Origin of the sequence: Mesorhizobium sp. LMG17149, from assembly GCF_024518695.1 — a bacterium.
Taxonomy (GTDB): domain Bacteria; phylum Pseudomonadota; class Alphaproteobacteria; order Rhizobiales; family Rhizobiaceae; genus Mesorhizobium.
In genome coordinates, this window is sequence record NZ_JANIFL010000008.1 from 1 (window position 1) to 24,332 (window position 24,332).

Sequence of the window (24,332 nt, forward strand, 5' to 3'; positions counted from 1 at the left end):
GATCTTCGTCACGCCCGACGGCGAGCGCTCGATGAACACCTATCTCGGCGCCTGCGTCGAGCTTGGCCCTGAGGATGTCGAAGCCGACAAGGCGTCTGGCGCCAAGGTCACGTATTTCGAAGGCTATCTGTGGGACCCGCCGCGCGCCAAGGAGGCAATCCGCCAGACGGCGAAGCTGGCGCACGCGGCAGGCCGGGAAGTGTCGATGACACTGTCGGATTCGTTCTGCGTCGACCGCTACCGCGACGAATTCCTCGACCTGATGCGCTCGGGCACGGTCGACATCGTCTTTGCCAACAGCCACGAGATCAGGTCGCTCTACCAGACATCGTCGTTCGACGAGGCGCTGGCGCAGATCCGCAAGGATTGCCGGATCGCCGCCGTCACCCGCTCGGAAAAAGGCTCGGTGATCGTGCGCGGCGACGAGACCGTGGTGATCAAGGCGACCGCCATCAAGGAACTGGTCGACACGACGGGCGCCGGCGATCTCTATGCTGCCGGCTTCCTGCATGGCTACACGCAAGGCCGCGACCTGCAGACTTGCGGCGACCTTGGCTCACTGGCAGCCGGATTGGTGATCCAGCAGATCGGCCCCAGGCCCCGTCAGAATTTGCGCCGCGAGGCCGAGCAGGCGGGGCTGACCATTCCGGACGTTCAAACGAGTTAGTGGCCTACCTTCCCGTTGTGCAGGCTATCTCGCCAGAAGCGCAATCACGGAATAGGGAAATCCTGATGTCGAACATGATGAAGGCGCTTGTGAAGGCCAAGGCCGAACCGGGCATCTGGATGGAAGAGGTGCCGGTGCCGGAAATCGGCCCCAACGACGTGCTGATCAAGATCAAGAAGACGGCGATCTGCGGCACCGACGTGCACATCTACAATTGGGACCAGTGGGCGCAGAAGACGGTGCCGGTGCCGATGGTGACGGGCCATGAATTCGTCGGCACCGTTGCCGATTTCGGCGCAGCGGTCACCGAGTACAAGGTCGGCCAGCGTGTATCGGGCGAAGGCCACATCGTCTGCGGCCATTGCCGCAACTGTCGCGCCGGGCGAGGGCATCTGTGCCGCAACACACTCGGCGTCGGCGTCAACCGTCCGGGCGCCTTCGGCGAGTATCTGGCGATCCCGCAGCACAATGTCGTGCCGATCCCCGACGATGTGCCCGATGAGATTGCCGCGATCTTCGATCCCTTGGGCAATGCCGTCCACACCGCATTGTCCTTCGATCTGGTCGGCGAGGACGTGCTGGTGACTGGCGCCGGGCCGATCGGCATCATGGGCGCGCTCGTCGCCCAATGCGTCGGCGCGCGCAAAGTGGTGATCACCGACATCAACCCGGTGCGGCTGGCGCTGGCCAAGAAACTCGGCGTCCAGCATGTCGTTGACGCCTCGAAGGAAAAGCTGCGCGACGTCATGCCGGTGCTCGGCATGACCGAGGGGTTCGACGTCGGCCTCGAAATGTCGGGCGCCGCCCCCGCTTTCCGCGACATGATCGACACCATGAACAATGGCGGCAAGATCGCCATTCTGGGCATCGCGCCGACCGGCTTCGAGATCGACTGGAACAAGGTCATCTTCAAGATGCTGCATCTCAAAGGCATCTACGGCCGCGAGATGTTCGAAACCTGGTACAAGATGATCGCGCTTGTGCAGGGTCCGCTGGATGTCTCCGGCCTGATCACCCACCGCATCGGCATCGACGATTTTCAGATCGGTTTCGATGCGATGAAGAGCGGCAGTTCCGGCAAGGTGGTGATGGACTGGTAGGGATTGCCTTGGCCGCTATTCAGGAAAAGCTGACGACAGCACCTCTGGTCCGCCGGACATTTTCCAACTAGGGGAACATGGCTGGGTGGAGAGCTATGGCTACGCTACGTGCGCTCGCTAATCATACACGGCGACGTATCGCGGCCCACCCGGTGACGGTCGATGGGGCAATTCGCTTCAGTCGATGACGGAAACCCGGTGAACCGATGCTGAGGCCCCGACGCGATCGTCTATTTCCTATGATCTGCGATTGAGGTCGAGGTGTTGCCGCTTTCAGCGGGTAAGATGCGATAGACGACTTCCGGTACCCTTCCGGTCAGCGAAAAGGAAGGCAACGAGCCGCATTGCCTCAAGCAAAATGTTACCAATAGTGTCCTGTTCCAAAGGGGATGGACAGGTCGTGCCATTCCGGTTCGGGGGAAGGATGGCGCGGCTCAGCATGGCGACACGGTGAAGCGGCGATCGTGGAGCTTTATTGCGGCGTTGACAAGCGGCGCATTCTGGATGAGTTCGAGGCGGTAACCGGCTATTATTCGCAAGCGCGCGATCCGTCTTATGAACCGTCGTGAGCAGAGGCCGTCTGCGGGCAAGAGCCGCAGCCGCTGTTACGGCAGCGATGTCCGCGACGCGCTCATCGTGTTGTGGGAGGATTCGGAGCGGCTGGGTCCGCATCGACGCTCGCGGCGGCCAGCGCCGCCGGGCAGGAATGAGTTCGCAGTTCGCCGCTCGGTGCCAGCCCGCACCTTCGGCGATTGGAAAGATCCGCCGCCCGGCTTTGTTGAGCGCATTCGGGCACGTCTTCGTCAGGGAGCTTCGTGCAGACGATGGTGCTGACCGGATTGCCGCCGGCTGGACCGGCTCCGCACGCGCGACAGCGGCAATGTGATCATGGCGATCAAGCAGGCCCGCTCCCGGTTTCGCTGACCCTGTGCTGCTGTTTGCCGGCATCCGCCCGCACAGGAAGAGCTTGTAAAAGCGGTCGGTGCGGAAATCGAGGAGCCGTTGGTCGTCGATCTTCAGCCTGAACGCGGTCGTTTGCTGGTGCCGCAAATCGGCTGTTGCATGTACATCCCTGTCAGACGTCAGTTTTCCTCGCCTATTTTGGTGTCGAGCGGAAGTGCTCCAACCAGATTGCAAGGCTTTTTGGAAATGAGAGCGGCTTTGCGCAGGGCGCTCCGTTGTTGAGCATTCAAGCTACCAAGCCAATGACGCGCAGGTTCCACCAGGCTCGCCAGCCTTGAAGGACAGCGAAAAAGCAGAGCACGACAGACACAACAGTGCATCAGGACGCCGCAGTCGTTGAAGATGGGGCGCTGCATCCATACCGTGGATGCATTCGATCCAAATAATCGATTTGTTCAATCAGTTTCTCGAAAGCTAACCCTACCCTCTGTGGGAATCGGGCTCTGAGCCGCGACGCTGCCTTGCGAGCGCAGGGGCTGCACGTTGGAGAGATGATGCAACGAGAAATCGCACGCGGGTTGCTGGCCTCGTGGGTTCGCCGACCGGCGTATTTGAGCCCGTCAGTTGGTCCTCACCCGCGCCTATTGCCACCGAGCGACTTGCATGTCCCTCCGACTCGGACCAGTTCCGAGAGCTGCGACGAGTTGCGCGCCGTGTGCTCCGATCAGATGGCCGCCGGTGACGCGTTCGATAGCCCGTCCCTCTTCGAGAGGAGATGAAATGCGAACGCTGCTCGTGGATCATCATGCGGATCTTGCGCGCGCCATGCGACTTGCGCTCGGGGATGGCGGCTTCGTCGTTGATGTCGTTGGTACTCTGGAACTGGCTTCGAGTGCATTTTCTTGCGCCAGCTATGAAATTCTCCTGCTGGAATTGGCTCTGCCAGATGGCGATGGCTTGGGTTGGCTGAGGCAGTTGAGGACCCACGGGCATTCAGTTCCTGCCGTCATTATGAGCAGCCTTAACGATCTCGATAAGCGAATTGCGATCTTCAACGGTGGTGCGGACGACTTTCTGCTCAAACCCATCTCTACCGATGAGCTTATTGCCAGAATGAGAGCCATTCTGCGCCGGGCGACACAGATGACCGACCTGAGGCTCGTATTTGGCAATCTCGACTTTGATCCGGTCGCCCGCCAGGTTTTCGTTGATGGGCACCCAATGATGATCGCACGTCGCGAACTCTGTATTCTAGAGCACCTGCTTAACCGGGCAGGCCGCATCGTGCCCCGTGCGCAATTGGAAGATCACCTCTATTCATTCAACGACGACGTGTCTGCCAACGCGCTTGAAGTCGGAATTTATCGTTTACGGGGACATCTGACCAGATCAGGTGCAACGCCACGGATCAAGACCATCCGAGGCATTGGTTACATCCTAGAATTGACTGACGCCTCGTCCGCATAGTTTGTCGAATCGAAAGAAGATCTATTTTGCTGATCCTTAAACATCCTTGCCCTGCGCTCAATTGGCGGGCGATCGCCAACAAGGTTACAAGACCTGCAGTGCCCCGTTACCTGGGCCATCTCCTCTGCGCGCTTATTGTGACTTTCCCACTTGGTGTCGCGGCGCAAAACAAGCAGGACAAAGGCCCGCCGCATGCGGCTTCGAATAGCATCAACGCCACGCTGACCCTTTCCTCTTCGCTCGGGGAGACCGTTCATCTGCCCGCGCCAGCCACGACCATCTTTGTTGCTGACCCCACGATCGCGGATTTTCAGGCGCCATCGAGCAAAACAATCTTCGTCTTTGGCAAGAAATCGGGGCGGACCAGCCTATTCGCCTTGGATGGCAATGGCGAGCCTCTCGCCGAATTGCGTATCGTTGTCACGCAACCGATCGGGGATTTACGCGCCATGTTGCGGGAGCAGGTCGGCGACTATCCCATCCGCGTCAACTATACGCCGCGCGGCGCAATCCTTAGCGGGACGGCGCCCGACGCAGAGGTCGCCGACACCGCAAAAAGAGTCACTGAGCAATATCTGGGCGACGGAGCGCAAGTCGTCAACAACATCAAGGTCGCTGGATCCCTGCAAGTTAACCTCAGCGTGCGCGTAGCCGAAGTCTCACGCAGCGCCATGAAGTCACTCGGCGTCAACTTGTCCGCCTTCGGTCAAATCGGCAATTTCAAAGTGGGCGTTCTAAGCGGAAGCGCTGCAAGCGCTGGGTCTGGTTCAACCCAGGGTGGCGGCACAGCAGAAATCGGATTCGACAACGGTGCCGTCAACGTCAGCGCGGTTCTCGACGCGCTCGCCAAGGAGCATATAGCTTCCGTCCTGGCTGAGCCGAACCTCACCGCTATGTCGGGTGAAAAGGCCAGCTTTCTCGCGGGCGGCGAATTTCCCATTCCTGTCCTGCAGGAAAACAGGCAGGTATCGGTTGAATTCCGTCACTTCGGCGTCAGTCTGGAATTTGTGCCGACAGTTCTCAGCAACAATCAAATCAACATTCACGTAACGCCCGAAGTCAGTGAACTGTCGACGCAAGGTGCCGTGCAAATCAACGGAATTTCCGTGCCGGCAGTTTCCACGCGCCGAGCCGATACGGTCGTCGAACTCGCCAGCGGCCAGAGCTTCGCAATCGGCGGTCTAATCAGGCGGAACGTCAACAATGATGTCAGGGCCTTTCCCTGGCTCGGAGAACTGCCGATCCTGGGACCGCTTTTTCGCTCGACCTCGTTTCAAAAAGAGGAGTCAGAACTGGTCATTCTAGTTACGCCTTACATTGTAAGACCAGGCTCCAACCCAAACCAGATGAGCGCACCGACCGAGCGGGCGGCACCGGCTTTGAACGGAGGGGGCGCTCCGACGAATTCCGTGACAAGTCCCCCGCGAGACCGCGCTGCTATCCGTGCGGGCGCGCCAAGCGCCCAGGGCGGTCTCGGCTTCATCATCGAATAGTGTCATCCAAAGATGTTGCGTTTTATAATCCTCTTTGTCGCTCTGGCACCAAGCGTAAGTGGCTGCACAAGCACTACGCCAGTTGATGTCGAACCATCGGCACCAATGCTTGTCCGAGAGGAGACCACCGTCCTGACGTTGCAAAGCCTGCGCGCTTCCGAACGGCAGCGTTTGCGTGTTTTCCTAGACAAGGCCAGTCGCGGCCGGTTCGATGCCATCCACCTCCTCATCAGCGGTTCGCCCCAGCTCAGCACAGGGGTAGCCCATCAGGCCAGGCAGTTGGCAATCGAAGAAGACAACATTCAATTGCGCGATCAACACGACGCCGGCTCAGTGCGAATTGAGGCGATTGTCTATCACGCCCGTCCGCCGGTCTGTCCCTCATATGGTGCCTTACCCAATGAAGAATCCTTCAAACAGCCGCTTGGTTGTTCGACAGGACATAACCTGGCCGTGATGGTCAACGATCCGCGCGATCTGCTCGACAATCAGGCCGTCAAGGCCGGCGATGGCGATCGTGCTTCTGTACCAGTTGCAACTTACAGAGCATTCGGGACGGATAAAGGTGGCTGATACCGCCCTTATCTCGGCAGCACTCCTACCGGAGATTGAAAGCTTCCAATCGCGTCCTGATTAAAATAAAAGGAACCGCTGGGTGCAATATAGGCGCTATATCGAGGGCCTTAGGGCCGTTGCTGTACTTCCGGTCGTACTCTTTCATTTCGGAATTTCGGCGATCCCGGGTGGCTTTAGCGGGGTCGATATCTTCTTCGTCATCTCCGGCTACCTAACCAGCGGAAGCCTCCTGGATGACCTTGAACGCGGCCAATTTTCCATCGTCAACTTCTACTGGCGCCGTGCCCGGCGCATTCTGCCGGCGCTCGTCTTTGTGATGCTTCTCACCTGCATTGCGGCATTGTTCATTCTTCTGCCACCGGATCTGCGCGGATTCAGTCTTAGCATCATAGCTACCTCGACCTTCTGGTCGAACGTTTTCTTCTGGAAAACGTCAAGTTACTTCTCTATCGATGCCGCGCTTCTACCACTGTTGCACACTTGGCCGCTTTCCGTAGCGGAGCAGTACTACATCTTCGCACCAATCCTGATGTTCCTAATCTATCGCTACATCGGGAAGCGCTGGCTGACGACACTTCTTCCGATAATTCTCTGCAGCTTCGTAGTGGCGGTGATGGCGACATCGCTGGCACCCACCGCCGGATTCTATCTGCTGCCGACCCGAATCTGGGAACTCATGTTGGGCGCCCTGCTCATGCTCAAATGCCCCTCGCCGCTGGGCAACCGATTCCTGATGGAGTCGGTGGGGGTGGCCGGATTTGGCCTTCTCGCCATCGGGTTCTTCGCGATTTCGGCGAGTGATCCGTTCCCAGGCTACAACGCCTTGTATCCATGCATCGGAACGGCCCTTCTGATCTATGTTGGCCAAAATACCCCCTCGACGGTCGCCACCCGCATGCTCGAAGTCCGGCCGCTGGTCTGGATTGGGCTCATCTCGTATTCGTTGTATCTTGTTCACTGGCCTCTCAATGCGTTCGCGCACTATCTTTCGTTCCAAAAACTCGATCCGTTGATGACCGGTGCGATGTTGGTGGCAAGCCTCGCATTGGCTGCATTCTCCTGGAAGTTTGTAGAGCAGCCGTTTCGACAGAAGAGGGCCTTCACCTCCCCGGGGCCTATCTTCGCCTTTTCAGCGCTCGCGATCGTTGTCCTTTGTGCCGGCGGAGCGGCGGGGGCGCTCGGCAACGGCTTTCCGCAACGGTTTCCGGACTATGTCCAGCGGCGCATTTCCGTCGGGGACTGGAGGAATGGCATCTGTTTCAACGAGGGCACCAGCCGGATCGAAAGCTGGAATATGGAGGATTGCACGCGCACCAGCGGTTTTCCAACAACGGTTTTTTTGTGGGGCGACTCCTTCGCCGCGCACTATGTTTCCGGCTTGGGTGCTAACATAAATCGATTGCAGGCGAACATCGTTGAATATACGTACGCCAGCTGCGCGCCGATACTCTATTACTACCCTTACGATCGTCTTGATTGTGTCCGGTTCAATCGCAAGGCCTTGGACGTCATCTTGGAAGCGGACATCAAGACGGTTATCCTCAGCGGTAGATGGAGTGACTATGAGGTCAGAGGTTTCGACGGTCTTCAGCAAACAATCGCTACGCTTCGTGCCCTGGGCGTGCGCGTGTTTGTCATCGGCCAGTCTCCGCAGTTCCCAACTGACGTCCGGAAAATTGCGTTCTTCGCCAAGCGCCAAAATCTGGACGATACGTCCTGGCCGATCGCGATGGACCCCGACATCAACGAACGTGTGCGCTCATTTACCAAAGGCGCCACATTCATCGATCCGCTGAAATTCCTGTGCAGCGCAGGACGCTGCGCCTATTCCGATAGAGGAGAGTTTTTATATTTCGACTATGGTCATTTCTCTTCAGCCGGCGCCACACTGGCAATCTCGAAATACTGGCCGGCTTTTGGCAAGGACAATGCTCTTCCCAAGACGAAGTAGCGGCTCAGCGGCTGACAAGCACCAGTACGGGTCCCAGTGATAGCTCCTGCTTCCGCAGCAGCCGCGACGATGGAGCTGTTCAGGTTTAAGGCCCCCCGATAGTGACCTAGGATGGGTGCTGCCACGCGGCTCGGACTCAGCGTGCATTATCACGTAAATGTTGAGAGAATGAATGGCGCCGCGAAGGGCAATTCCAGCCGTCCAAAGCGACAGGCGTGTCGCGGCCTCGACATTGCAGTGGCGCTTACCTAACACGGCCTCACACTGCCCTCTAAGCGGCCCCGAATTTGAACTGACGGCCCCTGGCCGGTTCATCGGGCAGGTCAAGGGCTAGGTGTAGTACACAGGGCTCATAACTTTCAGTTTCTAGTTGGTACGATGGGCCGTGGACGGTCGATGCAGACTTCAAGATGGCGAACGAAGCTCTCCATGCGTGCGTTGTCGAGGCAAGTGCCTTTGCCATGCTCGCGACTGGAGAGATTTCAAAATGAGCCTTGTAAGCGGAGAATGCCGCCGACGCTGTTCGGCTTGCTCGTGCCCTTGACGGCGGTAGGCTCGGCAGGGCCGAGGCCAGAGTTGCCGTAGTGGTCGTAATCGACCTCGGCTGTGACCGTGAAGCCGGGAACGACCATGTAGGCGACGTTTGCAGCCACACCAGCATCCTTGAGCTGATCACCCGAGACCTGAAGGTTGAACGAAGTTTTCTCGTCAAACTCGTAGGTGGCGCCCGCCCAGAAAGCCCACTGGCCGTTCCAGATTTTGTACGAGCCGCGCCCATGATTGGCAATTGCGCCGTTTGAGTCCTCGTTGAGACTGGCATTGGAACCGTAGCCGAAGAGTCCAAACAGCGACAGCTGGTTTGTGACAGCGACGTCGACGCGGATCTTGCCGGCAAAAGCTTCGTAATTGCTGTCATAAGCCGCGACGCCGGTGATCGAGCCCCAGCCTTGCGTGTATTTCAAGCCGGCGACAACGTGCGGAATATAGCTGTCGATAGTACCGGCTGAGCCCGATCCTTGTTCGAGCGAAATCACAGTCGAAATGCCGTTGCCGGCGTCGAAGTGGTACTGAGCCACGTTGGTGTCGAAGCCGGCCGACGGAACGAGCATACTATCGAGAACGTTGCCAGCGTAGCTTGCAAACGTATCGAAGGCCGACCCCTCCTTGCCAACTCGCAGGCCTCCCAGCTCGACCCAGGCAGAAGCCAGTGCGAGGCCGCTGTTGAAATCATAGTTCTGAGGACTGTCATGCGAGTTAGCGCTGTTGCCAAAATTCACGTGGGTTTCGGTATAGGTCGTCAACGCGCCGAGCTCGGTCTGCTGGCCGGTCCAAGTTTTGAACGTGAAGCGTGTGCTGTTTCGCCAAGTGCCTTGGTCCTCGCCAGTTCTCACGTCCGAGGTTCTTGCGCTGTCATACGATCGGACGTCACCCAGGCCGATATCGTAACGGACATAGCCGCCGATGCGCAGGCAGGTCTCGGTGTTGGGAATATAGGAATATCCCGAGCCGAGGACGTCGCAGATCTTGATGTACTCGGCCGGTTCCCGCTCGGCGCCAGCTGCTCGACCGACGGAAACGGTCATCAGAGCAGTTAAGCCGAGAAGAGGACTCTTGATGTACATGTCTAGATCTCCATGAAGGAATAAAAAGGATAGAGGCGAAAGAGCAAGCTTTTCCTCTAAATTTTGTGCGTGTTGTCTCCAATATGTGGACGCCAAAGCGCTTGACACGAGAGGTGAGCCAGCGTAAAAGCCACATGTACTTATAATAGTGTTTTCTGCTAGGAGATTCATTATCGTTTACATGTGAAACACTCCGGTCGGACCGCTGCAGCTCTCCGAAATAGAGCAGCAAGCGACATGCCAACCTGAAGCGTAAATGCGGCCGACACCAAAATCGGGCCGACGCGCCTTCGTCTCGCTGGAATCACTTTTTTTGAGGGTCACTGCGAAAAGCAATGTGCGACACGGTTCGCCATGTTCGATATGTGACAGTCTCGTTTAACAGCGACGGCTTCCCGTCTGACCGCAACGGAGGCCGCGCCATGCGCTACCGAGAAGGATCACTGCGCGTACGCTCCGCAAGGGCTGCGCCAGGAACAGAGGGCGTGCACGTCCGAGGCGTCGCATGGTGGCCGCAGCACCTTTTCGCCGCTGTAAGTTCGCCGTGCAGGTACATTGCGCGGCCGGAAGCGAGAGGGAGCGCACCCTGAAACGGCTGCCTACGGCTCGCCTCGAGTAATTGGCGATGAACAGCATTCTCGAGAACTTAGTCTCGACGGAAAGAGCAACGAAAGGAAGCCGCTTGGACGAGCACGATCCGAAGGAAGAACCGATCGAGACCATTTTCCGCAACGGCACAATCACTGCCGTGGGTATCCTGCTTGCCTTTTCGCTCGGCTTCCTCACTCATTGGGCCGCGAACCCCTTGCCATGGCAACTCTACGATCTGTTCGCCGTAGTGCCGATCCTGCTCGGCATCGCACTGCAGATGAGAGCGCTGTCCATGCTGCTCGACATGAGTTCCTTGCGGCGCCCCATCTACGAACGCGCCAATCGCATTTTCATGGTCGGCCTCATCCAGACCGCGTGTGGCGTCGGCATGGCCATCTTGGTCGATCTTTTCGGGATATCGGTAGGGGGCACGCTGCCCGGCGCTTGACGACAAGCCACACCGCCGCTCTTCGCTCGAAGCGACGTCAAGCCGGGGAACCTTGTGCACCCCCTAGCGGCGTCCTCCTTTCATCAAATGAGCCGACGTCAGCTTTAGAGCGTCTCGGTGGCTAAAGCCGGTATGGTTCTTCGGCCGGCAGGGAAGGCCGCTGGCTGGACCTGGATGGCGTCTGAACGAGGCTTGACAGGTCCGTTGCGTCGGACATGAATTTCGCATTGCAAAGTTCTTCCGCAGACGCCTCAAGCACACTGCACTGGCGTCACGTACTCAGACGTTGAATGCGGCACCGCACCATCACCTCAGGCGCAACCATGGCACGCGCGCTCCCCGGCGTGGTTGACCCCATCCTGTCCAAACGAGACTGCGACATAAGCGGGACGCACTGACTTAGGTCAGAGACCAGGACGAGCGCGCAACGAAAGAATGATGGATCAGCGACGTGGGATGACAGCTCCTTGCACACCTCAATCCTGACAAAGTACCGGGACCCCCGGCCGCCTTGGTATACCATCTATCCGACTGTGCCAGACTTCTCTGCGGCAGTTGGTGCTGACGATTATGAGGAATGGCTGGGGGGCCTCCCGGCCGACGAATCGGTGTCGCTCTATTTCCACATTCCGTTTTGCCGATCCATGTGCTGGTATTGCGGCTTCCCTACCGCGGTCATCCGTCGCAACGGCCCGATCCTTAATTATTTAGCGGTGCTGCGTCAGGAGATCAGTTTGGTGTCGGAGCAAGTGCGGCAAGGGCTGCCGGTGAGCGATGTGCATTTCGGCGCGGAACGCCTCACCTTATCGGGCCAGCCGAGCACTTGGCGCTGATGGAATTTCTACGCCGCCACTTCGCTTTCAGCAAAACTGCTGCGATCGCCGTGGAGATCGATCCCCGAACGTTCACACCGGAAATGGCCGAAGCCTTGGCAGCTAACGGTGTCAACCGCGCGAGCATCGGCGTGCAGAGCTTTGATCCCGATGTGCAAAGGCGATCAATCGGATCCAGAGTAAGGTGCAGACGGCCGCTGCAGTCCAAAATCTCCGCCGGCATGGCGTTGGCCATATCAACTTCGACCTCATCTTCGGTCTACCGAAACAGACTGTGCAGTCCTGCATCCAGACCGCGATGGCTGCGGTCGCCATGCGCCCCAACCGGCTTGCGGTGTTCGGATACGCGCATATTCCTTCCGTGATAAAGAACCAGCGCCTATCGAGCAGGCAGGTCTACCGGACGGCGATCTTCGCGCCGAACAGGCTGCAGCTGTCGCCGAGACACTGGTTGGCGCTGGCTACCGGGAGATCGGGCTCGATCATTTCGCTCCGCCGGACGACGAACTTGCGCTAGCGCAGAAGACCGGGCGCGCCTACGGCGTAATTCGCTGGGATACTCGGCCGATACTTGCAAAACGTGATCGGCTTAGGCGCGTCGGCTATTGGCCGAGTCCGCGAGGGGTATGTTCAGAACGAAGTAACACGGGATTCTTACGCCCGGCACATCGCAAGTGGACGTCTGGCGACATCAAAGGGTCACCGTCTGACCGACGATGACCGGGTGCGCGCAGCGATCATCGAGCGACTGATGTGCGATTTGGAGGCCGACGTGCCGACCATCTGTGCCGCCCACGAAATCGAACCAGCTCGTTTTCTCGATTCAGTTGAGAGTTTGGTGACGCTGGCTGAGGAGGGGATCCTGGACGTCGAAAACGGCTTCATCCGCGTGCGGCCGGAGCACCGCTTTGTTGTTCGCGCCGTTGCTGCTGCATTCGATGCTTTTCTCGCGAATCGATGAGTTGAGGCCACGACTCCGAAAGGCATCAAACCTTGTTTGGCGCTCGTCGGCATGGGCTCTCGCAGAAGACTCCGCAAGCGTATGCAGGGGACTTCCACTTGACGCCGCGTTCACCATCATCTCGCCTGGGTGCGCGCGAAAGCGCACAACCCGGAGCACGCTGCTCTCGGTGTGAGGCTGTGCTCTGCAAAGCACCGGTGATCCACCCTGTCCCTGGACAGCAGCTTGATGGCGTCATCTTGGAGGACGAGAAAAGATTGTCGAGGTACGGGTACGAATTGCCTCGGTCGTCCGTTCAATCGAAAGCACTGTCTGCGGAGGCACCTCTCCTTCATGCAGTGACAGGAGATGCTGGGCGACTTCCTTATCTGCTGCGGTGAGTCGATGATTTAGGCGGAGAAAGTCCATCCAGGTGGGGGTGCGGAATGTCTCCGTCCAAAGTGACGGTGTTTGCAGATTTCGCTGGAGCGTCCAGTTTCGTGCACCGGCACGGCTCTGGACGTGTCGCCGCGTGCGCATGGAGCCCAGAAAGGCCTCGATATTTTCCTCCGATATCAAATACTCGACCTTGGCCACGATAGGGCCACTTCTGGGTTTCAGATCGAGAGCCACGTCCGGCGGATGAAAAACTGAACTTTCTTGATCGGTTTCTTCCCAGGGACGGACCGGCAACACGATCCCCGCTGCTGCAACCAGCAACAGAGCGCCTGCGGCGCCCTCCAATGCTAAGGTCAAGGAATAGTTTTGCGCGACAGAACCCCAGATCCAGCTGCCAGCAGCCATACCGCCTGCGCTCAAGGCGTAGTAAATGGAGAGCGTGCGGCCTACAACCCACCTTGGGCTTGCCAACTGCACCGACACGTCAATGGCCGTCCAGGTGATAAGCCAACCCGCTCCGCCGAGCGCCAGCGAAATGGCCGCCACAGGAATCGACGATGTAAGGGCAAGGGAGAGGCAACAGACTGCACAAGCCACAGAGGCGAAGGCCACCAGCCTGTTTTGAGACGTGACCTTCCTCAAGAAGCCGTTGCCCATGCCCGCGATGAAAGCACCCATGCCGAAGCCGGCCAATAAGATACCGTAGACAATTGGCCCACTCTTCAACTGATCCCGGACGACGAGGGGGAGCAACGCCAGAATGGAGATGCTTGCCAATCCGAAAAGAGCGGCTCGGGCGGTCGCTGCCCTGATCTCCAAAGACATCGCAGTAAAGCGCACTCCGTCATGAATTGCCGTCGTCATTCTCTCACGAGGGAGAGGCGAAGAGCGGACCTCCCATTTGGTGCGCCATATCGCGCTTATGGGCGCCAGATCACTCACCGCAGCCAAGGCGAAAGCGGCCAGCGGCCCAAAGACGGCCAGGATCACGCCCCCCAAGGCCGGACCAACGCTGCGCACAATGTTGTATCCGACGGACATAAGCGTCACTGCGGCCGGAATGTCGCGTTTGTGAAGGATATCGCCGACCGAAGCGTGCCAAGCCGGATCATTCAAGGCAAAGCCGCAGCCGGCCAGGAAACCTAACCCGAGAATCAGCCAAGGACTGACAAATCCCAGACCCACAGAAATCATCAGCGTCGTCGACGCCGATGCTATCAGGCAGTGTCCCGCAAACATCACCCACCGGCGGCTGAAGTTGTCGGCAATGGCTCCGGCGAAAACTGAGAGGAAAAACACCGGCAATGTGGATGCGGCCTGGACGAGTGCCACCATGAGGTCGGACGCTGAAATCGTTGCCATAAGCCAACTGATGGCGACCGTTTGCACTAGCCAACCGAGGCTGGAAATCTGGGTGGCCGCCCAAATTGAGCGAAACACCTTGTTTCGAAATGGGGCGAGCGTCTTTGAAACGGGCGGTTGAGGATTTTCGCTCTGCATGAGGTATTGCTGGCCTTCGATGAGCGCTGCGATTTGAGCAAGCGGGTCGATACTTAGACATCGCGGAGCACCGCACGGAACCCAGCTCTATGGAGCTTGCCGGCGACTATTTACGTATTGAGCCATTCTCATAGTCTCATTCATGAGCAGTCCTGTGCGCAAGCATTGCTTTGCTAAATTCCCACCACAAGCGCGCCGCCGCTGAGACCCGCACCCGCTGCCGCCAAGAGGACTTTCTCGCCAGGCCGAAACGGCTGCGCCCGATGGGCCAGCGACAATGAGAGCGGGATCGTCGCGGCGGAAGAGTTGCCATATTCGGCGATCGTCTTGACGATCGAGTGATCAGCGATGCCGAGGTTCCTGCCGACCGCGTCGAAAATGCGCGCATTGGCCTGATGCGGCACGAAACGATCGAGGTCTTGCGGCCTCAGTCGGGCAGCAGTGAGCGCATCTCTCGAGCAGGCGGTCATCATCTCCACGGCCTTGCTGAATACTTCACGGCCGTCAGTGATCGTCATCCGTGTCTGCGCGAGGTCGAGGTCGGCATGGAACGGAGTGTTGCTTCCCCCGGCGGGAATCTGGATTAGCCCGTAGCGCGAGCCGTCGGAATCCACCGAAGCGCCGAGAATGCCTCGATCCGGGTCATCGCAAGGACTGATCACCATGGCGCCGGCGGCATCGGCAAACAGCACGGCGCTGGCGCGCTCGGCCAAATTGATGCGGTGGCTGAGGATGTTGGCGGCGATGACAAGGCTCGCTTTGCCGTGCAGGCGGGTGAACCCGTCGGCGAACATCAGCGCATAGATGAAGCCGGCGCAGGCGCCGGTCAGGTCGATCGCTCCGGCGCGGCCTAGCCCCAGCCGATGTGCGACCAGCGGCGCGCTTGGCGGCAGAAGGTGATCGGGCGTCGACGTGGCGAGCAAGAGTAGACCGACGTCGCCGCGGTCGATACCGGCATTGGTCAGCGCCATGTCGCCGGCAGAGGCGGCAAGGCCCGACAGCGTGTCTTCGTCTGTTGCCCAGAAGCGCGAGCGAATTCCGGTGCGCCGCTCGATCCAGCCGGGCTCAAGCCCGAGCCGGTCTTCGATTTCCGGGTTCTCGACCTTGCGCGCCGGCGCATGATGGCCGAAGCCGAGAACGCGCGACGATAGGTTCATGGCCGCGAGCCGAAGCGTTCGCCGGCCTCCTCTATCGCGTCATAGAGCCCGCCCAATTCGTCGCTGGTGATGCAATAGGGCGGCAGAAGATAGAGGACATTGCCGAGCGGGCGCACCAACAGGCCGCGCTCAAGGAAAAAAGCGCGCAGTTTTGGCCCGATCTCGGCCAGATAACCGGCTGAGCCGGTGCGTAGGTCGAGTGCCGCGATGGTGCCGGTTGTCCGGCAGTCGGTGAAATATGGATTGCCCCGGAAGCGTTGCAGCCCGGCGGCCTGCCTCGCGCTCAAGACCGCGATCCGCTCGGCCACCGGCTCGTCACGCCAGATCTCGACATTGGCAAGTGCTGCCGCGCAGGCGATCGGATTGGCGGTGTAGGAGCTCGAATGGAAAAACGTCTTCTTGCGATCCTCCGAAAAGTGAGCGTGGAAGATGGCATCGGTGGCGATCGTGGCGGCCAGCGGGATGGTACCACCGGTCAGACCTTTCGACGTGCACAAGATGTCCGGCGAGACGGACGCCTGTTCGCAGGCAAACATGGTTCCGGTGCGCCCCCAGCCGGTCATCACTTCATCGGCGATCAGCAGCGTGCCGGAGGCTTCGGCGATCCTCTTCAATTCGGCAAGAACCCAGGCCGGATACATCAGCATGCCGCCGGCGCCAAGCACCAGCGGCTCGACGATCAGCGCGGCTGCGCGCCGGTCGCGGCTAACGGCCTCGAACCGATCCAGCGTTTCCTGCTCGCGCCCGGCGGCCGGGAAGGGGATGGCGTCGACCTCGAACAGCAAAGGATCATAGGCGGCGTTGAAGACGCCGCGGGCGCCGACGCTCATCGCCCCGATCGTGTCGCCATGATAGCTGTGCTCCATGACGGCGATGCGCGAACGCGGCGCGCCGATGTTGCGGAAATAGCCGAGCGCCATCTTCAGCGCGACTTCGACTGAGGTCGAGCCACTGTCGGAATAGAACACCCGGTCGAGGCCGGCGGGTGCGATGCCGACAAGCGCCTCGGCCAGCCGTTCGGCCGGCTCGTGGGTGAAGCCCGCGAAGATGATCTGGTCGAGGCTCGACGCGGTCGTCTCGATGGCCTTCATGATGCGGGGGTGGCGATGGCCATGGGTGACGACCCACCAGGAAGAAATCGCATCGAGGATGCGGAAGCCGTCGGCCTTGTGGAGATAGGCGCCTTCAGTCAGCACGATTTCAGGGACCGAGGGCTCTAGCGCGTGCTGCGTGAACGGATGCCAGACTCGAGACTCCGCCATCAGTCGCCTCCGGCAATCATGGCCAGGTCGAAGCCGGAAATCATTGCATCTCTCAACGTTTCACCCGTCAGCGGACCGAGGTGCGGCAGCCTGCCCAGCTGCGGCACGCAGCCGAATTCCACGATTGTCCTTTGTGTATCGGCCACCTCTTCGCCAATGAAGGCAATGCCGATGAGCGGGATGGAGCGGGCTCTCAGGGCCTCGATCGACAACAGCGTATGATTGATGGTGCCAAGCGCGGTGCGGGCGCACAGTATGACCGGCAGCCGCCATTGTTCGAATATGTCAATGAACCTTGTCTGTCGATTGAGCGGCACCATCAGCCCGCCGGCGCCTTCGATGACGAGCGGTGTCGGCAGGACCGGAAATGAAAGATCGTCGGCCTCGATCGCGACGCCGTCGATTTCGGCTGATCGATGCGGCGACAGCGGCATCGTCAGTCGATAGACTTCGGGCAGCACGCGTCCGTCGGGCAAGCCGGAAAGCCGGGCGACGACCTCGCTGTCGGTCTCCTCGTTGAGGCCCGATTGCACCGGCTTCCAGTAGAAGCCGTCGAGCAGCCCGGCAAGTCCGGCCGAAAACACTGTCTTGCCAATTCCAGTGTCTGTTCCGGTGACGACGATGCGTTTGGTCATGCTGTGGCCAACACTCCGACGAGAGCCTCGACCATGGCGGAAATGTCGGCTTCGTCGACGTTGAGAGTCAGCGAAATGCGCAGGCGCGACGTACCCTCAGGCACTGTCGGCGGGCGAATGCCGCGTATGTCGAAGCCGCGTGCCTGCAGTCCTGCCGCCACCGCCATGGTGCGGCTGTTATCGCCGATCACAAGCGGCTGGATCTGCGAACCGCTGGGCATCACGCCGCAGCGTTCGGCCAATTGCCGGCTCGCGAAAGCGACACGCTCGTGCAACTGAGCACGACGCATAGGCTCGTCAGACAGAATAGTCAGCGCCTCACGTGCCGCGACTGCCATCAGCGGCGATGGTGCGGTCGCATAGATGAATGGCCGGCACCGGTTGATAAGATAGTCGCACAGTGTTCGCGGTCCGGTAACGAGCGCGCCGGATGCGCCAAGCGCCTTGCCGCATGTGTGGAGCGTGACGATGTTGTCGCGGCCTTCATACGCGGCGGCCAGTCCCCGGCCGTCCGGTCCCCAGACGCCGGTGGCATGCGCTTCATCGACGACGATGAATGCCTGGTACCGATCAGCCAGCGCGACCAGGCTCTCCATCGGCGCACGGTCGCCATCCATGCTGTAAAGGCTTTCGAAGGCGATCCACACCCGCCCCATGCCGCCTTCGGCGCGCCAGCGGGTGATTGCGTCCTCGACAGCGTCGACGTCGTTGTGCGCGGCCAGCTTGAACTCAGCGCGCCCGGCCTGGGCACCCTCATGCATGCTGGCATGAGCGAGCTCGTCGAGGACCAGCAGGTCGCCTTTCTGCGGCAGGGCCGTCAGCAGAGCGAAGTTGGCGATATAGCCGCTGCCGAAGAACAGTGCACGCTCGGCTCCGAAAAATGCCGCTGCGTCCGCCTCCAGTTGCTCATGTTCCGGTGCATTGCCGCGCAACAGCCGCGATCCGGTGGCGCCCACTGGCGTGCCCCGCGCAATCGCCGTCGAAACCGCATCGCCGAGTCTTTTGGAGGCGGCAAGTCCGATATAGTCGTTCGACGAGAAGTCGAGCCCGGCGCGCGGTGCGAGCGTCCGTAACCGGTCCTTGCGCCCCAGTCCCCGCAAGGTTGCGTCATAGCGGGCAAGAATTGCCTCCTTCATTGCGTGGCGAGTTCCATAGGCTCAATGCCGAGGCGCCGGAACAGAAGGGTATCCTTGTCCTCGCCGGGATTTCCCGCCGTCAGCAGCGTGTCGCCGACAAAGATCGAATTGGCGCCGGCAAAGAAGCACAGCGCCTGCGTTTCGTCGCTCATCGCCGTCCTGCCGGCGGACAGCCTTACATAGGATTTCGGCATCATCACCCGCGCGAGCGCAACGATGCGGACGAAATCGATCGGATCGATGGCGTCGGCCGCGGCAAGCGGCGTGCCTTCGATGGGAATAAGCATGTTGATCGGCACGCTTTCCGGCGGCTCGGGCAGGTTCGCGAGCGTGACCAGCATGTCGATGCGATCGGTCTTTTCTTCTCCCATCCCGACAATGCCGCCGCAGCAGACTTTCATCCCAACCGCGCGCACGTGCCCAAGCGTTTCCAGCCGGTCGGCAAAAGTCCTGGTTGAAATAACCTCGCCATAGTAGCGCTCAGAGGTATCGATGTTGTGGTTATAGTAGTCGAGACCGGCCTGCTTCAGGCGAGCAGCTTGCTCAAGATCGAGCATGCCGAGCGTCATGCAGGTCTCCATGCCGAGGGCCTTGACGCCCTCAATCATGGCGACCACAACGTCCATGTCGCGCTCCTTGGGAATTCGCCACGCCGCGCCCATGCAATAGCGCGTTGCGCCGCCATCACGCGCCTTGGCCGCTTCGTCGATGACATGCTTGACGTCCACCAGCTTCGACGCCTTCACACCGGTTTCGTAATGCGCAGACTGGCTGCAATAGCCGCAATCTTCAGGGCACCCGCCGGTCTTGATGCTAAGGAGCCGCGACAGCTGCACTCGGTTTCGATCGAAGTTCTGGCGGTGGATCGTCTGAGCTAGGAACAGCAGATCGTTGAATGGCATGCCGTAGATGGCCTCGGCCTCTTTGCGGTTCCATCGCGGAGGCGTTCCATCGACCAATTGCATGGTCTGGTTCACGTCGAACTCCGAGTTCATTCCAATCGTCATCGTCAAACCTTTGTTTGCTAGTCCGGTACGCCTTCTTGGCTTTGGGGCGCACTCGCTAAAGGCGAGCTGCGGCACGTCTTTCCAGCACCTCCTACGCCTGCCGAGCTGATGTTGCTCCTCACGCCGTAATCCTCAGTTCAAGTGCTTGCAGATGTTCTGGTGGTCCGGCATGTCCAGGCCGATGTCGAGGATCGGGGCGCTGTGCGTCAGCCAACCCATGGAGATGAGATCGACACCGGTCGCCGCAATCGCCGCCGCCGTTTTCGGCATCACCCGACCGGACGCCTCGGTGATCGTACGGCCATCCACTATAGAAACCGCGCGGGCAAGATCCTCGACCGACATATTGTCGAGCAGCACCGCGTCAACACCAATCGCGAGCGCTGCATCGAGCTGCTTCAGCGTGTCGACCTCGACCTCGACCTTCACCATATGCCCTGCTGCGGCGCGCGCCCGCTCTATTGCTGTGCGGATATCGCCGGCGATCGCGATGTGGTTGTCCTTTATGAGCACGCCGTCATCGAGGCCGAACCGGTGATTGGCACCGCCGCCGACGCGCACGGCGTATTTCTCCAATGCCCGCAGCCCGGGCGTCGTCTTTCGCGTCGATACAATCCTCGCCTTGTGACCGCGCACGGCCTCAACCATGGCCGCTGTGGCAGTGGCAATGCCGCTCAGCCGGCATAAGAAATTGAGGGCCGTGCGTTCGGCCGTGAGCAGGCCTCGTGCGGGTCCGGACAATCTTGCAATGGTTTCCCCGGCCCCAACCTCGCTGCCATCAGGGCGCCAGATCTGGATGTTGATCGCCGGTTCCACGAGAAGGAAGGCATACGAGACCAGATCGAGCCCGGCAACGACGCCCGCCTGCCTCGCTTTGAGCACCAACGTGGCAGTGCAATCATACGGGATAACCGCATCGGTGGTCAGGTCGCCGGATCTGCCCAGGTCTTCGAGGAGCGCAATGCGCACAATCGGTTCGATCAGGGTCGCGGGGAGGGGGGAGAATGAAGTCATATCAAGTGCTCCGTATGGTAGCCCGGCAATCGAGTGCGGCCGCGGCCCGCATTGCGCTGTGCAGTGTCAGCCGTGATGGGCGCACGTTGGCATCGTGGAGCGGGAAATCGGACCGACAGTGCGCGCCTCGACTCTCTTCCCGCCTCAGGGCCGCCGCGGCGATCATCAGTGAGACCAAAGCCGGACCAGAGGCAGCGACACTATTGGCTGCGATCGGCAGCAGGGTCGCCACCGCTTCGCGCATTGCCTCGCCGTCGCGGATGATACCCAGGGCGGCGGAGACAATCGGGCGGACCACGGAAGCGTCTGGTCGTGGAGGGACGAATGTGGAGCATCTGCGCGGTCGCCGGGTATACGACGTGCCGGCAACGCTTTCGGCAACCCAGCTCGCGGTGACCGCCGCTTCGGTGAGCGAGTTGCTGGCCAGGCGGTTGGCGCCGTGCAGGCCGGTACAGGCCACCTCACCGCAGGCCCACAATCCCTCGATGGAGCTGCGGCCGGCGCTGTCTACGGCGACGCCGCCCATGTGATAATGTGCCGCCGGGCGCACCGGGATCAGGTCGGTCGCGGGGTCGATTCCTGCGCTCCGGCACAATTCGGCGATGCCTGGAAAACGCTTGCCAAATCTCGGGCCGAGACTTTGCCGTGCGTCCAGGAATACGCGGCGTCCAACGGCAAGCTGGTGCCAAATGGCGCGCGCTACGACGTCGCGAGGCGCAAGTTCACCGCCAGGTGTGTCGGCGAGGAAGCGCTCTCCTCGCTCATCGATGAGCACCGCGCCTTCGCCACGCACGGCTTCGCTCACCAGCGGCATCGGCCGGCGCGGACCGTCGAGCGCAGTTGGATGGAACTGTATGAATTCCAAGTCGGCGAGTTCCGCCCCCGCCCATGCGGCGAGCGCCAGCCCGTGACCCCATGAGCCAGCGGGGTTTGTCGTGTCGCAAAACAGCCCGCCGACGCCGCCGGTCGCCAGCACCGCGCGACGCGTGGGCAGAGCGAGCGCGCCGGCTCGTCCTGCTGCGACCACGGCGATGACCGACCCGTCCTGCACGACCAGCCGGCGGACCTCCACATTTTCGATAATGGTGATCGAGGCTGTACGCCGAACCGCGGCGACGAGCGCGCGCACCAACTCGCGACCGGTGGCGTCGCCGGCTGCATGCACAATCCGCCGTCGCGAGTGTGCCGCCTCGAGCCCAAGTCGCAACGCGCGGTCAGGGTGCTGGTCGAAGTCGACGCCGAACCTTTGGATCGTCCTAATCGCTTCGGGTGCAGCTCGTACCACTCGCCGCACCGTGGCCTCATCGCAGAGTCCGTCGCCGGCAGCTATCGTGTCGCAAAGGTGAAAATCTGGGCCGTCGTCGCCCCCGAGACTTGCCGCAAGACCGCCCTGGGCAAGTTCACTGCAGGCTCCGGTTCCAAGCGGCGCGTTGGTCAAAAGCACGACCGGTTCCGGCGCCAGATGAAGCGCCGTCATCAGGCCGGCAATGCCGCCGCCGATGACGACCGGTGCCCCGGCGATGTCGCGAACCTCCAGACTCATAGGGAAAGCATGCGCTCGACCGCGCGGCGGGCGGGGCCGGCAATTTCGGGATCAATCCGGACCTCATGCCGGTTCTGCTCGAGTGCGGCGCGAATGTTGGCCAGGTTGATGCGCTTCATGTGCGGGCACAGATTGCATGGGCGAACGAACTCGACGTCGGGATGCGCGACCGCGACGTTGTCGCTCATCGAACATTCGGTCAGAAGGACGACACGCGTCGGTTTCTCACGCTCGACATAATCCGACATCGCCGCGGTCGAGCCGGAGAACTCCGCCTCCGCGACAACGTCTGGTGGGCATTCTGGATGGGCCAGCACGATGACGCCTGGATGGGCATCGCGCAGTTCCCGGATGTCTGCTGCGGTGAAGCGCTCATGCACCTCGCAATGGCCTTTCCAGGCGATGATCTCGACGTCTGTATCGGCTGCCACGTTCCTCGCCAGATATTCGTCCGGGAGCATCAGCACACGCGCCACGCCAAGCGATTCCACCACCGCCTTGGCGTTGCCGGACGTGCAGCAGATGTCGGACTCCGCTTTTACGGCGGCGGAAGTGTTGACGTAAGTAACAACGGGGACCCCCGGATACCGCAGCCGCATTAGCCGCACGTCGTTTGCCGTGATCGATTCGGCCAGCGAGCAGCCGGCGCGGAGATCCGGGATGAGCACGGTCTTGTTCGGATTGAGCAGTTTTGCCGTCTCGGCCATGAAATGAACGCCGGCAACCACGATGATGTCGGCGTCGACCGTCACCGCCTTGTGGGCCAACGCCAGGCTGTCGCCGACGATGTCTGCCACGCAATGAAAAATTTCGGGCGTCTGGTAATTGTGCGCCAGCACCACCGCATTGCGCTCACGCTTCAGCGCTAAGATGGCTTCAATATCGCCGGCGAACGCGGGCCATTCAACGGGTGGGATCACCCGCCGGACACGCTCATACAGGGACGCAGCCATAGGTAACGCCCCAGTCATTGGCGCCTCGATTATATTCGGTTTGACAATAAGGGAATATATCTACCTTGACTATAAGTATGTCAAGCCCGCGCCAGCGGTAATTTTGTCCCGGCGATAGCCCTGTCGTCGAGGACGGCATGCCGGAAGCGATAAAGCTTCGCCGGTCGGCCGCCCGTGTCGAGGGAGGTCTCCCCGGTCTCCTCAACAAGTTCCTGCTGCTCGACCAATCTCCGGAAGTTCGGCTTGTTGATCAGCCTGCCAGCCAAAGCTTCCACGGTTCGCTGCAGTTGCAGCAGCGTGAAGGAAGGCCGCATAAGCTCGAACACGACCGGCCGGTATTTGATCTTCGAACGCAGCCGCGCGATACCGGTTGCCAGAATACGACGGTGGTCAGCGACCATTGGTTTGCCAGCCGCGGCCGCAATCGCGTCCCTGCCGCCACCGGCCTCCTCAATCAGAGCAGCTTCATAGAGCAACTCGTAGCGTTGGAGCGTGAGTTCCTCGTTCCAATGGCGGTCGTCGAAGCCGAAGGCTATCGCAGCGCGCTGCCGGCGCTCGCGTTGAGTGGTCGGCTCGCTGGCGCCGCCGGCCCACTCAATCAGGCGGGGCCGCAATCTATCGAGCAGCACAGGCGGCGTGCCGAAGCGGTGGTCCTCCCAGGGAAAATATTCGTACCAACTTTGCCAGCCGCACGCGGCCGAGTTCGTTGCCTGTTCCTTCCTGGTCAATGCGAGATAGCTGATTGAGATGACGCGCTGGTGGCGCTCAGTGCCGATGCGATCGCGATCGGCGAAGGTGTAGAGTTGCTCGATGTATCCAAGTGCATGGCCGGTCTGCTGCTCCACCCACCCCCTCAAACCCGACTGCAGTGATCGATGCTCAAGGGCAAAAGGTCCAGAAGGGAGGGTGTCCGCATGACCGACTGTGAGGACACAGGGCTCACTGTCGTTTACGGCGACCACGACGGCAGTCAGGTCCACTTTGGCTTCGTCAGCTTTGACGGCGGCTTTGCCTTTCTTGGTTCTTCTTGTCTGAGGATCCATGTTTGCGAAAGCGGGTTGGCCCAACGGAGCGCCTTAATCGATTGAATGTAACCTTGGCAGCCAGCACGTCAACACCGGAGTACTCAAGCGCT

General features: G+C 60.3%; 18 protein-coding genes and 1 pseudogene. 8 read left to right on the forward strand and 11 right to left on the reverse strand.

Annotated elements, in window-relative coordinates; genetic code table 11:
- The 6 genes from NP945_RS19560 to NP945_RS32015 all read left to right on the forward strand — a co-directional run.
- Positions 1-667 (forward strand): adenosine kinase (locus NP945_RS19560; RefSeq protein ID WP_256747294.1); only part of this gene is annotated, 667 nt, incomplete at its 5' end.
- A 65-nt stretch (positions 668-732) separates the two neighbouring features.
- Entirely contained in the window at positions 733-1,767 is a 1,035-nt protein-coding gene (gene tdh / locus NP945_RS19565; protein ID WP_063169264.1) for an L-threonine 3-dehydrogenase, read from the forward strand.
- 1,683 nt (positions 1,768-3,450) lie between these two features.
- Positions 3,451-4,137, forward strand: a complete 687-nt coding sequence (locus tag NP945_RS19570) for a response regulator transcription factor (RefSeq protein ID WP_024505585.1) — start codon at positions 3,451-3,453, stop codon at positions 4,135-4,137.
- A gap of 26 nt (positions 4,138-4,163) precedes the next feature.
- A complete protein-coding gene (locus tag NP945_RS19575) occupies positions 4,164-5,630 on the forward strand; it encodes a type II and III secretion system protein family protein (RefSeq protein ID WP_372337983.1) in 1,467 nt (488 codons plus the stop codon).
- Between the two features lie 12 nt (positions 5,631-5,642).
- Positions 5,643-6,203: a CpaD family pilus assembly lipoprotein gene (locus tag NP945_RS19580; protein WP_127248566.1), complete on the forward strand. Its 561-nt coding sequence runs from the start codon at positions 5,643-5,645 to the stop codon at positions 6,201-6,203.
- A gap of 82 nt (positions 6,204-6,285) precedes the next feature.
- Positions 6,286-8,157, forward strand: coding sequence for an acyltransferase family protein (locus NP945_RS32015; protein WP_126080682.1), 1,872 nt, complete (start codon positions 6,286-6,288; stop codon positions 8,155-8,157).
- A 482-nt stretch (positions 8,158-8,639) separates the two neighbouring features.
- On the opposite strand, the gene NP945_RS19590 is transcribed toward NP945_RS32015, so the two are convergent.
- Positions 8,640-9,779 carry a porin gene (locus tag NP945_RS19590; RefSeq protein WP_256747295.1) on the reverse strand — a complete coding sequence of 380 codons (1,140 nt, stop codon included), beginning with the start codon at positions 9,777-9,779 and terminating at the stop codon, positions 8,640-8,642.
- Positions 9,780-10,404: 625 nt separating this feature from the next.
- Here NP945_RS19590 and NP945_RS19595 point away from each other — a divergent pair.
- Both NP945_RS19595 and hemN read left to right on the forward strand, forming a co-directional pair.
- Positions 10,405-10,818 carry a hypothetical protein gene (locus NP945_RS19595; protein WP_372337984.1) on the forward strand — a complete coding sequence of 138 codons (414 nt, stop codon included), beginning with the start codon at positions 10,405-10,407 and terminating at the stop codon, positions 10,816-10,818.
- Positions 10,819-11,285: 467 nt separating this feature from the next.
- A pseudogene (gene hemN, locus NP945_RS19600) lies at positions 11,286-12,612 on the forward strand (oxygen-independent coproporphyrinogen III oxidase).
- Positions 12,613-12,846: 234 nt separating this feature from the next.
- Here hemN and NP945_RS19605 read toward each other — a convergent pair.
- The 10 genes from NP945_RS19605 to NP945_RS19650 all read right to left on the reverse strand — a co-directional run bounded on the left by NP945_RS19605 (position 12,847) and on the right by NP945_RS19650 (position 24,240).
- Entirely contained in the window at positions 12,847-14,490 is a 1,644-nt protein-coding gene (locus tag NP945_RS19605; RefSeq protein ID WP_256747296.1) for an MFS transporter, read from the reverse strand.
- Between the two features lie 173 nt (positions 14,491-14,663).
- Complete coding sequence (locus tag NP945_RS19610) at positions 14,664-15,647, reverse strand: beta-ketoacyl-ACP synthase III (RefSeq protein ID WP_126063924.1); 984 nt, start codon at positions 15,645-15,647, stop codon at positions 14,664-14,666.
- Positions 15,644-16,909 carry an adenosylmethionine--8-amino-7-oxononanoate transaminase gene (locus NP945_RS19615; RefSeq protein ID WP_024505574.1) on the reverse strand — a complete coding sequence of 422 codons (1,266 nt, stop codon included), beginning with the start codon at positions 16,907-16,909 and terminating at the stop codon, positions 15,644-15,646. The genes NP945_RS19610 and NP945_RS19615 overlap by 4 nt, the downstream gene beginning before the upstream one ends.
- Positions 16,909-17,544, reverse strand: a complete 636-nt coding sequence (bioD, locus tag NP945_RS19620; protein WP_024505573.1) for a dethiobiotin synthase — start codon at positions 17,542-17,544, stop codon at positions 16,909-16,911. Before bioD ends, NP945_RS19615 begins: the two co-directional genes overlap by 1 nt.
- Positions 17,541-18,680, reverse strand: coding sequence for an 8-amino-7-oxononanoate synthase (locus tag NP945_RS19625; RefSeq protein ID WP_024505572.1), 1,140 nt, complete (start codon positions 18,678-18,680; stop codon positions 17,541-17,543). Before NP945_RS19625 ends, bioD begins: the two co-directional genes overlap by 4 nt.
- On the reverse strand, positions 18,677-19,645 hold the full coding sequence (bioB, locus tag NP945_RS19630) for a biotin synthase BioB (protein ID WP_236383478.1): 969 nt from the start codon (positions 19,643-19,645) through the stop codon (positions 18,677-18,679). The genes NP945_RS19625 and bioB overlap by 4 nt, the downstream gene beginning before the upstream one ends.
- 174 nt (positions 19,646-19,819) lie before the next feature.
- Positions 19,820-20,701, reverse strand: coding sequence for a carboxylating nicotinate-nucleotide diphosphorylase (gene nadC, locus NP945_RS19635; RefSeq protein WP_127269492.1), 882 nt, complete (start codon positions 20,699-20,701; stop codon positions 19,820-19,822).
- A gap of 1 nt (position 20,702) precedes the next feature.
- Positions 20,703-22,244, reverse strand: coding sequence for an L-aspartate oxidase (locus tag NP945_RS19640; protein ID WP_024505569.1), 1,542 nt, complete (start codon positions 22,242-22,244; stop codon positions 20,703-20,705).
- Entirely contained in the window at positions 22,241-23,215 is a 975-nt protein-coding gene (gene nadA / locus NP945_RS19645) for a quinolinate synthase NadA (RefSeq protein WP_095486074.1), read from the reverse strand. Before nadA ends, NP945_RS19640 begins: the two co-directional genes overlap by 4 nt.
- Positions 23,216-23,277: 62 nt before the next feature.
- Positions 23,278-24,240, reverse strand: a complete 963-nt coding sequence (locus NP945_RS19650) for a membrane protein (RefSeq protein WP_024505567.1) — start codon at positions 24,238-24,240, stop codon at positions 23,278-23,280.
- Positions 24,241-24,332 lie beyond the last annotated feature (92 nt).

Excerpts from the sequence above, each read along its gene's own strand:
- bioB (WP_236383478.1), bottom strand. The coding sequence starts at position 19,645 with ATGCAATTGGTCGATGGAACGCCTCCGCGATGGAACCGCAAAGAGGCC.
- NP945_RS19640 (WP_024505569.1), bottom strand. The coding sequence starts at position 22,244 with ATGAGTCTGGAGGTTCGCGACATCGCCGGGGCACCGGTCGTCATCGGC.
- NP945_RS19595 (WP_372337984.1), top strand. The coding sequence starts at position 10,405 with ATGAACAGCATTCTCGAGAACTTAGTCTCGACGGAAAGAGCAACGAAA.
- NP945_RS19615 (WP_024505574.1), bottom strand. The coding sequence starts at position 16,909 with ATGGCGGAGTCTCGAGTCTGGCATCCGTTCACGCAGCACGCGCTAGAG.
- bioD (WP_024505573.1), bottom strand. The coding sequence starts at position 17,544 with ATGACCAAACGCATCGTCGTCACCGGAACAGACACTGGAATTGGCAAG.
- NP945_RS19610 (WP_126063924.1), bottom strand. The coding sequence starts at position 15,647 with ATGAACCTATCGTCGCGCGTTCTCGGCTTCGGCCATCATGCGCCGGCG.
- nadC (WP_127269492.1), bottom strand. The coding sequence starts at position 20,701 with ATGACTTCATTCTCCCCCCTCCCCGCGACCCTGATCGAACCGATTGTG.
- tdh (WP_063169264.1), top strand. The coding sequence starts at position 733 with ATGTCGAACATGATGAAGGCGCTTGTGAAGGCCAAGGCCGAACCGGGC.
- nadA (WP_095486074.1), bottom strand. The coding sequence starts at position 23,215 with ATGACTGGGGCGTTACCTATGGCTGCGTCCCTGTATGAGCGTGTCCGG.
- NP945_RS19590 (WP_256747295.1), bottom strand. The coding sequence starts at position 9,779 with ATGTACATCAAGAGTCCTCTTCTCGGCTTAACTGCTCTGATGACCGTT.
- NP945_RS19650 (WP_024505567.1), bottom strand. The coding sequence starts at position 24,240 with ATGGATCCTCAGACAAGAAGAACCAAGAAAGGCAAAGCCGCCGTCAAA.
- NP945_RS19580 (WP_127248566.1), top strand. The coding sequence starts at position 5,643 with ATGTTGCGTTTTATAATCCTCTTTGTCGCTCTGGCACCAAGCGTAAGT.
- NP945_RS19570 (WP_024505585.1), top strand. The coding sequence starts at position 3,451 with ATGCGAACGCTGCTCGTGGATCATCATGCGGATCTTGCGCGCGCCATG.
- NP945_RS19625 (WP_024505572.1), bottom strand. The coding sequence starts at position 18,680 with ATGAAGGAGGCAATTCTTGCCCGCTATGACGCAACCTTGCGGGGACTG.
- NP945_RS19605 (WP_256747296.1), bottom strand. The coding sequence starts at position 14,490 with ATGCAGAGCGAAAATCCTCAACCGCCCGTTTCAAAGACGCTCGCCCCA.